A 14,918-nucleotide genomic window follows, 5' to 3' on the forward strand; every position below is an offset into this window, starting at 1 on the left:
TTAAATCCTCTCAAACCCGATTGTTTCAAATTCTAAACCTACTACTGAATGTCCCAGGCCTGCCAGAAACCAGAGTACGAATCCTGTCGGCGGCAGACTCAGCGGCCCTTCAATAAACGCCTGACACAAAAACGCCACTAAACTGCAGAATATCCCGGCAGCCAGACTGGATAAAAAATCCATACGGATAAATCCATTTCTTAAATATTTAGAAAGAATATAAAGTGATCGACCAATTACAAGAACAAAGAGCAGCATACCTGCCAAACCGGTAAAAACACAGGTAGTAAAATACATGTTTTCAGTATAAAGGTCCCAAAAACTCGTAATTTTCTTAGTCTCATCCCCAACAAACCCAAAACCAAAAAGTCTGGTCAGCCACAGAAGATTTTCAGTTTTTATGCCTGTACCGTTCATTTTTTCTACAACGTTCTCTTTTTCAATAATACTGTTATTTCCATCTGCTCCAAGTGGAGAAATAGACTCGGAAACAAGGGTGCTAACAGTATCCATACGCTGGATCCGTCCGTTCATTGATGGATCGAAGAACGTCATAATCATCCTTGCTCTCATAAAAGGACTGGGTAAGATCATAAAACCCATGAGCAATACCAGGCATGCTATGATTATTTTATTCCTTTTGTTGCGCTGCATTAAAAAAAATATCCCCACACCAACCAATGCACCAAAGAGAACACTGCGGGCAAGGGTAAAAGGAACTAAAGCAAAAACCAGGACTACGGCAGTCCCATATAAAATTTTGTCATTCCAATCCTGGGCATAAAGAAACGCTGCCGTTACTGGAAACATCAGCATCACGAGGATAGTGCCGAACAAGTTCCCGTTCTGATAAGTAGAGGTTACTTTATGAACATTTTCTGAAAATCCGGGTACACCAACAAGGTTCTTTTTCTGATAAAATATATCGGGAATCACGGAATCGGAAAATGACATGGTAAGACCTGGGATAATAGTATCATAATGGCCAAATAACTTTTGTATAAAACCATATATAGCGATAATAATAACGGAAACTGCCATCACCCTGACCAGAATATCTAAACGCCTTCTGCCTGAAACCAGCGCCTGTGTTATCGGCTTAACCCAATAGTAAACTGTCAGGGATACAAAAAGCGGCATGACTATTTTAACATAGGCAATAATATTTCCTGCTGAAAATACCCAAGGGACCAGCAGGATTAGACAGGTATACAGCAAGTATACCCTGTCAGCAATAGGAGTTTTCAGCCGTATCCTCCTGGAAATTACCCACAGAATCAGTATTCCTAAAAACATGTTGGCTACCGTAAGGGGAATTCCGTTTACAGTATTACCCGCTTTGGGGAATACCAAGGTAAAGGCAACCACCGCTACAAAAAACCTGTATAAGTTCCTGTCAGTTTCAACGTACATGAATAGACACAACCTTTGAGATAATTATGGCATAGATTTGCTCCAAAAAATCCTGATGACTCCGATAAGTTTTTTGGATTCATCTGATACATCCTTGCAAGTTATCAGTCCATAAAATTTTAATTTCACCAACAGGGCCAGGTGTTTGACCACCTGAATAGCCCTCAGCAAATTTACTTCTACCTTGTTCCTGTGTTTATGGTAATAGCGGAGCTGGCTTTCCTTGTATATTACTGAAATATTGGACTGTTTAGGAGCACTCCCTCCCAACAAGTGGATTACCCTTGCTCCTGGAAAATAAACAATCCGCCACCCGCAGTTATTTATGCGGCGACACCAATCCACATCTTCAAAATACATAAAAAACCTTTCATCTAAAAGCCCGGCCTGCTGAACAGCCTCCAGACGTACCAGTAGACACGCCCCGGTCACCCAGTCAACCGGATGTTCCTCCCGATACTCTGCCGCGATTTTTGCATAATACGGCCCGCCTCCCCTAGAGAACATAAAATTGATGAATTTCTGGGAAAATTCAGTGCCAAGTGTAGGAAATTTCCCGTATGAGAGCTGTAAAGAATAATCCTTGTTCAGCAGCATACAGCCCAAGATTCCTATATCAGGACGGGTTGCAATATAATTAACCATATTGTCAAATGAATCCCTATCAATTATCAGTGTATCACTGTTAAGCAACAGAATATATTGTCCCAGACACTGTTTGATAGCTTTATTGTTGGCTCCGGCAAACCCCAGATTATCTCCATTGGCGATAACCCTAACCTGGGGATACTCCTTTGCCAGCATCTTCAGGCTGCCATCAACCGAACCGTTATCAACAACAAAAACTTCATATTCCAGTCCGGGTTTATTGTCATACACAGATTTCAAGCAGTCCCGCAGCAGTCCTCTTGTATTATAGTTTACTAGAATAATCGACAGGTCCATATCATCACCTTGCTTAATGCCTGTAATATTTCCGTTTCTGGAACCTTTTCTTAAGTTCAATAATTGCCTTCAAGTCATGCCTTTCCAAAAATTTACTTATTCTACGTTTGGTCAGTTTAAAAAACATATCATAATAGGCGGTAAAAGGAGAAAGTCCGTGGCTGATTACAATTTTCCTGTTCTCTATGATGGCATCCCTATCCCTGGTACAGCTTATTCCGCCAATTCGCTGGTTAGCCAGCACCCTGTTAATATATCGGAATCCTACTCCCGCTTTAAACAACCGAATAATAAATTCGTAATCGGCAACTATCCTGTACTGATCACTGAACAGACCATGTTTCTTATAAATGCTTTTCCTGACAAAACAGGTTGGATGAAGAATGGTCATATCATGCCAGATATTTTTAAAATCAGGGTCAGGTTTATATAGAAATATTCTCTCTCCTTCAGGAGAGAAAATCATTAGGTCCCCATGAAACACATCACTCTCGGGGTGCTCCAATGATTCCCTAACGACCCTCTCCACGGTATCCAGTTCATACCAATCGTCAGAATTGATAATTCCAATGATCTCACCGGTACTCATTTTGATCCCCTTGTTCATGGCATCATAAATACCCTGATCAGGCTCGCTTATCCATCTGACAATGTTTTCTCTATATTTCCTGATTATTTGTGGTGTACTGTCAACAGAACCGCCGTCAATAATTATGTACTCTATATTAGGGTAGGTCTGACCGGCTATACTCTTGATAGTATCTTCTAGATGCCTCTCACTGTTTAAAGTCACTGTAATTATGGATACTAAAGGCTGTTCATTGTTACACATCTTATCCCCCTTGTGACTTAAACCATTCGTAAACCATTCGTATTCCATCCTCAAGTTTGGTCTCAGCCTCCCAACCTAGTGATCGCATCCGACAAATATCCAGAAGTTTGCGGGGAGTACCATCTGGTTTCTCTGAATTAAACCTCAATTCCCCATGGTATCCCACAATACCTTTGATTAGCTCAGCCAATTCCCTGATGGTCAGGTCCTGTCCCGTGCCGATATTAACAAAAGAACCAATATCTTGATAAGTGTAATTTTGCATCAAAAAAACACAGGCATCTGCCAGATCATCCACATAGAGGAATTCTCTCTTGGGGTTCCCGGTACCCCATATTTCAACAACAGGTTTATCTGTAGTTTTTGCTTCATGGAACCTGCGTATCAAGGCCGGAAGCACATGGGAGTTCTTTGGATCAAAATTATCATAGGGACCATACAGATTAGTGGGCATCACAGATACAAAGTCAGTCCCGTACTGTCTATTGTATGATTCACACATTTTAATACCCGCAATTTTGGCTATGGCATAAGGCTCATTGGTGGGCTCAAGCAATCCGGTAAGCAAATGCTCCTCTTGCATCGGCTGGGGAGCAAACTTAGGATAAATACAGGAACTTCCCAGGAAAAGCAGTTTTCTAACTTCATACCTGTAAGCAGCATGTATGATATTTGCTTCAATAGCTATGTTGTCATAGATGAATTCAGCCGGATAAGTATTGTTGGCATATATGCCGCCAACCTTAGCGGCAGCAAGGAACACAAATTCCGGGCGCTCTTGGGCAAAGAATTCTGCAACGGCCGCCTGGTTTCTTAAGTCAAGTTCAGTCCTTGTCCGACACACTAGATTTGGATAACCAGCTCTTTCAAGTTTTCTTTTAATGGCCGAGCCAACGAGTCCATTATGACCAGCTATATAGATTTTGGATTTTTTTTGCATATTATCCTCCATACGGTTTCTGGCTTAAAATATCCTGATAAAGTTTCAGATATCTCCCGGCAATCAACTTTATATCAAATTCCTGCTCAACTTTTTCCCTGGCGCGATGTGACATTGACTGCCACCTACTATCATTTCCAAGCACCCAATCAATACCGCAAGCCAGATCATTTTTCTCAAAAGGCCGGGCAAGATACCCATTTCGCTGATGTTCTATCATATCAGGCATGCCTCCGATATTGAAGGCAACACAAGGCGTTCCGCAGGCAAGGGCCTCCATCACAGTGTTAGGTAAATTTTCCTGAATAGATGGAGCAACAAAGACATCAGCTGCGGAATATAGAACAGCCAAGCTTATATCGTCATGTAGTCTGCCTAAAAAAGTTGTCTTCAACCCAGAATCAGAAAATTTTTCTGATTCTAAGCCACCAAATACTATTATCTGTACCTTGTCACCCAAGCCTTTACAATTTATTTCTTTTAAAGCCTGCTGTAAAAACCTAAAACCTTTATTAGGATCCCGAGTACTGTTAACCGCTCCAAAAAGCACCAGTTTTTTGTCTAAGGGTAAAGAAAGAATTTTTCTAGCCATTTTACGACCTATTGGTTTAAATATATTGGTGTCTATTCCGTTTGGTATTGTTTCAATTCTATTATTATTAAAGAGCATACTTGACCTAGCACATTCTCCAAGCCATTTACTGGGTGTAACAATAGTCATGTTTAGTGACTTCCAAGCCTTTTGTTTACGCTTCATTACCCTGCTGGAAATATCCTTTTCTTTGGAACTATTAAGAACAGGACATTTTTTACACCCATCTCGGTATCTTACACAATCAAAAGGGAGATGACACCCTCCGGTAAATGCCCAACTGTCATGCAGAGTCCAAACAATTGGTCTAGCTATTTGTTTTAAAGATTCTATCCTTAAAAAACCTCCGCAAACCCAATGTAAGTGAACCAAACTTGGATTAAGTGTTGATATATGACCAATAACGTTATTCGGTACAATGGCAGCAGAAAATGGGAATCCAGAACGCTCGGGATAAAACTTTAAAGGTAACGTTTCAATCTTTTGTCGCAAAAAATTCATAATTTTTTCAGATTTATGTATTGGTTTCAACACAGTGGGATCATCTATTGAATTCCCTGCCACAAGAATTTTGGAATCCAGACCTAAATTTAACATTCCTTTGTGAAGACGGTAAGCTGCACTCTGTGAAATTACACTGGTTGACAAGTGTAAAATTATCATATTCTTAATCCTCATATTCAAGTAACTTTTGTAAAATTAGCGAAAGACGTAAGGTATATACCTTAATATTAAAGTTATTCCGAGAATACTGATATACCTTTTTATGCTGAATACTTAACTCTTCTGCATCCAAACGTGAACATGCCACAACCACCTCTGCAATATGTTCAACCCTATAATCATCAAGATAAACACCAAATTCTTTAAGAACTATACCCGTTTCTCTCGTAACAATAGGAATAAGAGCATGATTCATACATGTTAAGACTGATGTTGACATGCCTTCAGAACAAGAAGGCAATATTACGAAACTACATTTATTCATCAACTCTATAAATTGACTCGAATTTACTTCTACAAATCCAAGGTTTTTTATGTTCTTATTATTAAATGAAAACAATCTCTCTTCCGTCGGATAAAGTCCACATATATACAAAGTAATCTCCTGTAGCCCTTCAAAAACATCAATAAGAATGTCCAACCCTTTATGAACAGCACCATAAGAGCCAAACCAGATAAAATTTTTTCTTGATTTATTAAAATCTCTTTCCTGATACATATAATTTTTATTAATTAAACCCGTCGGAGTTGTAACAAATAATCTTCCATTTAAAGATGGATAGGTCTCCAAAGTAGTTGTACTCCCAAGCAGAATCCCATAATCAGCTATATCAATATATTCTTTCTTATAATATAACTCAGAACGCGTTAAGCCTATCTTTTTACCGTGCCTTTTATAAAAATAATCTACTCTTTCCCTCTCACGCATAGTTGAAAAGTCGGGATGAGATTCTGTAAGATATATTACTTTTTTGGCTTTTGGGTTATGAAGAACTGCTTCATAAAAAGCATTGCCAAATCCAAAAATAACATGATACTGATTATTTAATATATAAGGTAAATTTTCTTTGTCCTGACAGTGAATGACATCAACACAGTATCCCATATTTATAAATATTTTTATTATTTGGGTGCATTCATTCACATTAGTATGATGACTGAACGATAAGTTAGTTTCAAACGGTTCCGTTAAATAAGAAATAAGGACTCTTTTTTGTTTACTGGCCGCTAAATCAGCATTAATGTTTTGATAAATTCTATATTTCTTTTTTTTATCCTGAATCCACTTAATGATAGGCTGGGGTAATTTTTTTTTTAGAAATTTTTTCATAAAAACACATCCAGACTAATTCAATTACATTCAAAAATAAGGATTAGGTCAATTACTTGAATTGCTTGTACAGTCTATAAATTCCCTGAGTAATCTTTTTCCCAAGCAATAGCTCACTTACCAGCCGTCGTTCCCGAGTCGTTAAAATGTTAATGGAATAGCTCGGTGCATTTTTTAATGCCAATAACATATACTTACATCCCTTAAGCTTGTTATGAGTATCTTTCGCAATATTTGCAAGTCCAATATATCCATTAGCCCTCAAAAACGGAGGAACTGAATTTTGTAACAAGTGTGGTTTTAGTGTCTTTTCTGTAGCTAACAATATACTATCTTTTTTTTCTTTACTAGTTAGGGAATTGCTATGCATCCTATATAGGTATAAATTCTGATGTAGTGGTTCCATTTTAAAGATAATGGAAGCTCGCAGCCAATAATCATAATCCTCTGCAAGAAATAATTCTTCTGCATAGTCGCCAAGTTTATCATAGATAATTCGTTTATAAAGAAAACAAGGTCCTACACAATTGACTTTCCATAAACCTTCAGGCATCCCTACCTTGACATATTTCAATAAATTACTTTGGTCATCAATAATTTGATAATCTGTATATACCATATCTGTATCCGGGTTACATTCTAAATACTCAACCATCGTGGCAATTGCTTTCCGACAATAGCAATTATCATCAGAAGTCCAAGTCAAATAGGTCCCTTTCGCAGCTTTAAAGCCAGTATTTAATGCAGCCGGAAGCTTACTGTTGGTATAATGCTGTTTGTAATATATACGCGTATCCATGTTTACATATCTTTGTATTATGTTTGGAGTATTGTCAGTAGATGCGTCATCCACAATTATTAACTCCCAGTTCAAATAGGTTTGGGATAAACAACTTTCTATAGAATCTGCCAGGAAACGTTCGCCGTTATACACAGGTAAAATAATAGATACCAGAGGCTTTTTAGACATTTTCGAACACTCCAAAACATTTGATTAACATCATCTATCAAACTGCTTCTATAAATTCTTATAGCTTTTTTGCTACCCAACCCAAAAATAGTTGATCACTACCATCGTTTTGTTCATACCCGATACCGCTGTAAACTTCTACATCAAAGCCTTGATTTTTCAACAACTCAGCAACTTGGTTCTCTGTAAACCACTGTTCCCATTCAGAAATTTTTAATTTCCCCTGCTTTTCTTTGTTTTTATCTATAATAATTAAGAACCCACCCTTTGATATAACACGCCCCATTTCCCTGATTGCTGAAGGAATATTAACTGCATGTTCAAGCGTTTCAACACAAAAAGCTGAATCAAAATATCCGTCTGGGAAAGGCATATTTAAGAGAGTCCCTTGAAAAGCATATATGTTTTTAGGCAAAGTCTCTAACATTTTTTCAGATATATCCATACCATAAGCTTCAATTCCAGGAAAAGCAGATTTTAATCGTTTAATATAGCGACCTTTTCCACATCCCATATCTAATACACGTGTAAGTTTGTTTTGACTTATTTTCTCAGTAATAAATTGATAACGACCATCACTGTAATATAATTCATCAGAAAAAGTCGAAACTTCATCATTAAAACTTGACCTTACTTTCCAGTAAAAACAGTCCAAAAAATATTTTATTGCCCAACTAATTTCTTCTCGCGGAAAGTAATTTGCTCTCCTTCCATAACTCCCGAAAAAGCCTCCACTTGCATTTTGAAGCCCACAAGCATAATTAAATGCTTTCTCAGCCCTATCAAATATCCCAAGCTTATACCATATTAAAGCATATTGAAAAAGTCCAGTCGAACATACCCATTTTTCATCAGGGTAAGAAGGTACTTTACCACTTTTTGTTTGATATTTGGCAACCTCCTGCATTGTTGATTGAGCATACTCAGTACACCCTAGGTCAATTAATGCTTCAATTATGTATGCATGAAAATGGGACAAGGTATCAAAACGAGTCAAGTTTACTTCTTTTAAATAATAATTTATTGCTCTGTCAACTGCATTTGAATAATCTCTTATTCCCCATATGTTGCCAGCCATTCTTAAAGGTTCTAATGCATAAAGATGTATAGCTTCCGGCACAACCCTTCCACCTGGCAATCTCCAAGCAGATGCATCCGGAGTTATAACTTGACCACTTTCTAATATCTGACTCATTATCCAGTCGCATCCTTTTATTATGGGTTCTTTAAAGTTAGGGGAATGTTCTAATAAGGCCAATAAACCTTTTAATATCTGTCCGGTATCAAAAGTATAAGGGTTTTTCCCAAACGGGTCAAACCAGGATCCATCTGGCTTTTGAATAGATTTTAACCAATTTGCATATTGTAAAGCTAGTTCACGTTCGCCCCAGTTAATTAAGGTTGGAATAAAATATCCTGTTACTTCAGGATATACCTCCTTACTCTGTGCAGTTACTTTTATTCCTTTACCTGTAATCGAGTTAACTTTAACCCATTTAAGAGCTTTGTTAAACTTAGTTAGTAAATCAACTTTATACTTATTACTAAGGAACCTAATAACTTTCATTTCTCATTTCTCCTGTATTTAACATTAGACCATTTTTCAGCTATCACTAAAAATGGGGTCCCTAGAAAATAAAATCTTGAACTAAGAATTTTTATGAATAATCGTTTTATTACTGACACGTAAGAGTTTGAAAAAAGGTATATTGGTCTATTATAATCCTTCGATTTAGTTATCAAGTAACAAAATTTAAAACCAGTTTTATTCTGAATAAAATTAATTTCATCGTTTAATGAACCACGTTCAGGATAGTACCTATCTTGCGTTGCAAACTCACCCAACAAATATTGAACATTAAGAATCTTGATCTCTTTTAATAATTTTTCTTTCTGGGATATATGGTGGTAAACAGACAACATAGTGATAAAGTCAATTTTTGAGTCAAGTTCATCTAACCTGTCCTCTCCACAAATAAATTGTAAAATATCTGTATTAGGAATATCGTTCAAAAACATAAGGATGTTCGCTAAATCAACATATTTAGAATGAGCTTCGACACCAATTGAACGTCTAACAATTGGTGAAACTGCAGCTTGAAAACAAAACATTCCCAGATTACAACCGATATCCAAGTAGTTAATAGGGCTAATATGACGACCCAATAAACAAATTAAATATCTAACTATCAATTTCCTACTATCTCGAATTGGTCTTTGTCCCTCAACGTAAATTCCAGGCAGATTTATAGATTGATAAATTCTTTGATCTGGATGTTGTAATTCATCCTTGTTGAAAGGGCAACTATGATCGAAATTACACTCTTCAATTAATTGAGGCAAGCTATTAGTAACGAGCAATTTAAATACATTTTTTAATCTGCTTAAACATGTAAATCCTTCAATACCAAAACCACTAGGAAACTCACCAACATTTCCAATTTGATTTTGCCCAATGTAATCCAGGGAATCTTTAAAATCCATCTTTTGAGCAATGAATTTAGCTTCCTCAAAATCAATCAAAATGGGCTTTTTGTTTCTAAAACAAATATTATGCTCATGTATATCAGTATGAACAATTCCTTGCAGATACAAATAATACACATTATCGTAAATCTCTCGCCAGACATCTAGTAATTCAACAACAGAAATTTTATTTATTAGTTTATTGAAAGTTTGCAAATATTCAAGAGCTAAAAAACAAAAATCATTGGCCTCTTCATAAAACAGTATTTCTGGAACCCACTCTGTAGAAATGTAATTAATAAATTCATACTCATTTAGCAAGGAGGATTTTCGAGTAAATTCTTTTTCCTTTTCCAGCCTACTCTCAACCCAAACAGATTTATGCTTAACTTTTAGTAAATATTCTTTATATGCAGTAGCAATTTTAAAAAGAGTAGAACCCCCACCAGGTTCCCAGACTCTATCCAACTTATAAATTTCATAAGGTTTCGAAAGATGTTTATTTACGACTTCATTTACAAGTTCCGTATTCTGCAATATTTTATCAAGATATTTTATTTTGTTATTAATGGCTTCTTGATCAAATATCATGTAATTATTTGTCCCTTCCAATAACTCTAAGTAATAACATCTCGGAAAAATTGTACTTGTTTTTCCTTTAATATCTCAAGGTGTTTCATATCCATTTTAACAGGTTTTTTAATTATATCGCCTACTCCCACACGTTCAAACATTCTAAGTCTGGGAACATTTTCTCCAAAAAGCATAGCTTTATTTCCAAAAGCCAAAGTAGCAATACATGCATGTATTCGGTCAGAGTATACAGTTTTTGCCTGTGCATATAGCATTAAATAATCAGAAGGAAGATCCGATATTGTAGTATTCTTCCTAACAAACTGTTTTTCAGGCGTTTCTGTTGGCCAAGGAGCATGATGAGTTCTAAAAACTTTCCTACCCTCCATATCCAACGTAGTCGGATACGCAGTAACCTTTCCCTTTAATACTTTTTTCAATTTAGTACGAGCATTTGATAAAACATCACCGATTTTTCTATTCCGTATTTCAGTTATATTATCCTTGCCGCACACGTTAATAAGAGTAGGTTCATCTAAAATATCGAAGTTTACTACATTAAATTCCAAATTTAATGGCAGAGGTTTGAAATCATCTGAAATAAAAAATGCACTATCAATTCCATCAAAACTATACCCTGCTAAATCAGCATATTTTTCATATGAATAGGTGTCCCTTGAAGCAAAGGCATATATAGGTAATTTTTTCATCCAACTCCTAACAGCCTCTACTTCATCATCGTCATATTTTTCGGCTCCCCCACCTGAAATTATAATTTTTGTTCCATTTTTAACAAATTTCTTCAAGATATATTCTGCGGCTTCAAAATTAGCTGTACATTGGGTCATGCCACCAATAATAACATATTCAAAATCCGTAAAGTCAGCAATGTTTAGGTTGTTTTCAGGATAATTATGTTTTCTAAATAGGAATGAAGATAGTCCGCCAAAATGGTAAATATCGGCGGTCTCTCCAAGGGCTCGTTTTATAGCATTAACAGTGCCGAGATTCACGAACGCATTTCCTATATTAGTGGGCCAACAACTCCCATAATATAAAATTTTAATTTTCTTTGTCATAAATTTCTCTCCTACAAATAATTATTTCAAGTGCTTTGACTGCTATAGTATCTATCTAGCCAAATATGTTCAATCATACAAATCCCTCCCCAATTACCCGGAAGACGTCCAGTATCATAAAAATCGCCTTCTTCAACCATAATGTCAAATGACAATGGTAACCAAAACAATAATTTTTCGCTTGACATAACTTTAATAGATAATCTATAAGTTCCAGGTATCAATGGAAGTTTAGGAATTCGGCATATTATATCAGTATATGGTGAATTTAACTTCAATTTAGATTCTGTCAATCCCGTATGAAAAACACACACCCGCGTATCTTCTTGTGTATTTACTCCAATTGACACTAACAAATTATCATAGTCTTTTTTAGTTCTAAACGACATTCTAATGGATACAGATGCTCCAGATTGAGTACTTGATATAATTTCATCACTATCATTTAATAAATCAACTTTACTTAAGGTTACCCCTAAATTATCGTTCTGCATTAAATTAGAATCAATTAACGGCTTAAGTTTAAGTCTTTTTAAATATTGGTCAATAACCATTTGTGTTTTTCCAACATATTCCACTTGTCCTTGTGTGAGCAATATTGAGGAAGTACACAAATTCTTTATTGCCGCCATGTTATGGCTGACAAATAAGACAGTCCTGCCTTCTTTTCCCACTTCCTCCATTTTACCTAGAGATTTTTTCTGAAACTGTGCATCACCAACAGCAAGCACCTCATCAACCACAAGAATTTCAGGTTCTAAATGGGCAGCTACGGCAAATGCCAACCTAACGTACATCCCTGAAGAATATCTTTTTACAGGCGTATCAAGAAATTTCTCGACTTCAGCAAATTCAACTATTTCATCGAATTTCCTTTTAATCTCACCTTTACTCATTCCAAGAATTGCACCGTTTAAATATATGTTTTCCCTACCTGTGAGTTCCGGATGAAAACCGGTTCCAACTTCAAGCAGACTAGCCACTCTGCCTTTTAATCTTACGCGACCTGTTGTTGGTTCCGTAATACGGCTTAAAATTTTTAGCAAGGTAGATTTTCCCGCACCATTTCTTCCAATTATACCCACTCGATCTCCCTGATTGATTTTAAACGAAACATCTTTAAGGGCCCAAAATTCTTCCCGGTTGAAATCCTTATTATCTGCAGCGGCAACAGGATTCAATACCCGTTTCGCCCACCTCTTTGCTTTCTCAGTCATTACGTCCCTTAAAGCTATATACCGCTCCTGTTTTTGATGACGTAAAATATACTTCTTCCCTAAATTTTCAACCTCAATTATTGTACTCATATTAAATACCTTACCTTAATAATCAATATTATAGAATGCAACAATTTTACTGCACTATATTTACTAGATTACATCAGCAAAAGACCGTTCTGTCTTTCTAAAATATCTTAACCCAAACACAAATATTAACACTGTTAATCCAATCGATAATAGAAACCCCTGCCAGTAGAACTCCACATTGCCTAATATTGCCCATCGAAAGCCATCAATGACACCTACCATTGGATTTATAGAATACAATAATCTCCACTGGTCAGGCACTATACTACTGCTAAAACCAATAGGCGAAATATACAATCCAAACTGAATAATAAATGGTACTACATAACGAAAGTCTCTATATTTTACATTTAAAGCTGCCAACCACAAACCAAAACCTAATGAAGCAGTCAATGCCTGCAAAAAAAACAGTGGCAGAACCAATATCTGGATATCTGGAACAAACTTATACCATATCATCAATATTATAAGTATAACAAAGGAAATTAGAAAATCCACCGTGCTAACTATGACAGTACTAGCAGGTACAATCAATCTAGGAAAATAAACCTTAGAAAGCATGTTTGCGTTAACAATCAGCGAGTTACTACTTTCACTTAGAGAACTAGCAAAAAATTGCCAAGGCAGCATAGCAGCATAAACAAGGATAGGATATGGTGCACCTTCAGAAGGCATCTTTGCCAGTTTGCCAAAAACTACAGTAAATACTATCATTGTCAATAGTGGCCTGATTACGCTCCAGGCAACACCGATAACTGTCTGCTTATACCGCACCAAAATATCACGCCAAGCAAGAAAATAAAACAGCTCCCTGTAATTCCACAGGTCGCGCCAATACTGTTCAAACTTACGCCCCGGTTCGATTATTATTTCATGTTGTGAAAGTTCTTCATTCATAAAGCAATTCCGCCTTAAATCAATTTCTATTTATATTAACCTTTTAGGCATTTTGTACTAGCACTCCATAATACCCCTTATACCATTCCACAAAACAGGCAATGCCCTCTTCAACGGTTGTCTTAGGCTTAAAATCCACATCCTTCATCAAGTCATCAACATTAGCAAACGTCTCCGGCACATCCCCCGGCTGCATTGGCAGCAAGTTCATCTGTGCCTTTCTGCCAAGACATTTTTCCAGGACCGCAATAAAGTCCAGCAGCTTTACCGGATTGTTATTGCCTATGTTATAAATTCTATAAGGGGCAAAACTGGTTCCCGGGTCAGGCTGTTCTCCGGACCACTCCGGGTTAGCTTCAGGCATCCTGTTTAATATCCTTACCATGCCTTCAACTATATCATCGATATATGTAAAATCCCTCTTGTGTTTACCATAGTCGTAAACATCAATAGGCTCGCCTGCCAGGATTTTTTTCGTAAACTTGAATAAAGCCATATCAGGACGTCCCCAGGGCCCGTATACAGTAAAAAATCGCAGTCCCGTAGTGGGTATATTATACAAAGCGCTGTATGAATGAGCCATCAGTTCATTAGCCTTTTTGGTTGCCGCATACAGACTTACCGGGTGATCAACATTATCATGTACGGAGAAAGGCATCTTCGTATTGGCCCCGTAGACCGAACTGCTTGATGCATATACCAGGTGTTTCACCACATTATGCCTGCAGCCCTCCAGAATATTCAAAAACCCAGTCAGGTTAGAGTCCGCATATGCATGCGGATTTTCAAAACCATAGCGGACACCGGCCTGAGCCGCAAGGTGAACTACATAATAAGGCTTAAAAACATCAAAAATCCTGGCTGTATCTTCACGATCAGCCAGGTCAGCCTTTTCAAAACAAAAATTAGGTAATTCAAGAAGCCTTTCCAGCCTGGCTTTCTTCAGATTAACATCATAATAGTTATTTAAATTGTCAAGTCCTGTAACTTTATAACCTTGGTTAAGCAGCCTTAAAGCGAAATGGTACCCAATAAACCCTGCCGCTCCGGTTACCAATACATTTTCCAAC

The 14,918-nt window shown here is 36.9% G+C and carries 13 protein-coding genes; all 13 read right to left on the reverse strand.

Going from position 1 to position 14,918, the window contains the following annotated elements; genetic code table 11:
- The 13 genes from ABFY19_RS12970 to ABFY19_RS13030 all read right to left on the reverse strand — a co-directional run bounded on the left by ABFY19_RS12970 (position 1) and on the right by ABFY19_RS13030 (position 14,917).
- Positions 1-1,413 (reverse strand): O-antigen ligase family protein, encoded by a 1,413-nt coding sequence (locus tag ABFY19_RS12970; RefSeq protein WP_418791066.1) that lies wholly within the window; start codon positions 1,411-1,413, stop codon positions 1-3.
- 24 nt (positions 1,414-1,437) lie between these two features.
- Complete coding sequence (locus ABFY19_RS12975; protein ID WP_418791068.1) at positions 1,438-2,418, reverse strand: glycosyltransferase family 2 protein; 981 nt, start codon at positions 2,416-2,418, stop codon at positions 1,438-1,440.
- Complete coding sequence (locus tag ABFY19_RS12980) at positions 2,372-3,190, reverse strand: glycosyltransferase family 2 protein (RefSeq protein WP_418791069.1); 819 nt, start codon at positions 3,188-3,190, stop codon at positions 2,372-2,374. The genes ABFY19_RS12975 and ABFY19_RS12980 overlap by 47 nt, the downstream gene beginning before the upstream one ends.
- Before the next feature lies 1 nt (position 3,191).
- Positions 3,192-4,130: a GDP-L-fucose synthase gene (gene fcl / locus ABFY19_RS12985; RefSeq protein ID WP_418791070.1), complete on the reverse strand. Its 939-nt coding sequence runs from the start codon at positions 4,128-4,130 to the stop codon at positions 3,192-3,194.
- A gap of 1 nt (position 4,131) precedes the next feature.
- Positions 4,132-5,385, reverse strand: a complete 1,254-nt coding sequence (locus ABFY19_RS12990) for a glycosyltransferase family 4 protein (protein WP_418791071.1) — start codon at positions 5,383-5,385, stop codon at positions 4,132-4,134.
- A 4-nt stretch (positions 5,386-5,389) separates the two neighbouring features.
- Positions 5,390-6,556, reverse strand: a complete 1,167-nt coding sequence (locus tag ABFY19_RS12995) for a glycosyltransferase (protein ID WP_418791072.1) — start codon at positions 6,554-6,556, stop codon at positions 5,390-5,392.
- Positions 6,557-6,608: 52 nt separating this feature from the next.
- A complete protein-coding gene (locus tag ABFY19_RS13000; protein WP_418791073.1) occupies positions 6,609-7,526 on the reverse strand; it encodes a glycosyltransferase in 918 nt (305 codons plus the stop codon).
- A gap of 58 nt (positions 7,527-7,584) precedes the next feature.
- Positions 7,585-9,093, reverse strand: a complete 1,509-nt coding sequence (locus tag ABFY19_RS13005; protein WP_418791074.1) for a methyltransferase domain-containing protein — start codon at positions 9,091-9,093, stop codon at positions 7,585-7,587.
- The gene (locus ABFY19_RS13010) at positions 9,090-10,604 is read right to left on the reverse strand and encodes a protein kinase domain-containing protein (protein WP_418791075.1); all 1,515 of its coding nucleotides are present in this window, start codon (positions 10,602-10,604) and stop codon (positions 9,090-9,092) included. Before ABFY19_RS13010 ends, ABFY19_RS13005 begins: the two co-directional genes overlap by 4 nt.
- A gap of 5 nt (positions 10,605-10,609) precedes the next feature.
- On the reverse strand, positions 10,610-11,644 hold the full coding sequence (locus ABFY19_RS13015) for a polysaccharide pyruvyl transferase family protein (protein WP_418791076.1): 1,035 nt from the start codon (positions 11,642-11,644) through the stop codon (positions 10,610-10,612).
- Between the two features lie 26 nt (positions 11,645-11,670).
- The gene (locus ABFY19_RS13020; RefSeq protein WP_418791077.1) at positions 11,671-12,951 is read right to left on the reverse strand and encodes an ABC transporter ATP-binding protein; all 1,281 of its coding nucleotides are present in this window, start codon (positions 12,949-12,951) and stop codon (positions 11,671-11,673) included.
- Between the two features lie 63 nt (positions 12,952-13,014).
- Complete coding sequence (locus ABFY19_RS13025) at positions 13,015-13,848, reverse strand: ABC transporter permease (protein WP_418791078.1); 834 nt, start codon at positions 13,846-13,848, stop codon at positions 13,015-13,017.
- 43 nt (positions 13,849-13,891) lie between these two features.
- On the reverse strand, positions 13,892-14,917 hold the full coding sequence (locus ABFY19_RS13030) for an NAD-dependent epimerase (RefSeq protein ID WP_418791079.1): 1,026 nt from the start codon (positions 14,915-14,917) through the stop codon (positions 13,892-13,894).
- Position 14,918: the final 1 nt, after the last annotated feature.

The organism is Phosphitispora sp. TUW77, assembly GCF_048453025.1.
Classification (GTDB): domain Bacteria; phylum Bacillota; class Thermincolia; order Thermincolales; family UBA2595; genus Phosphitispora.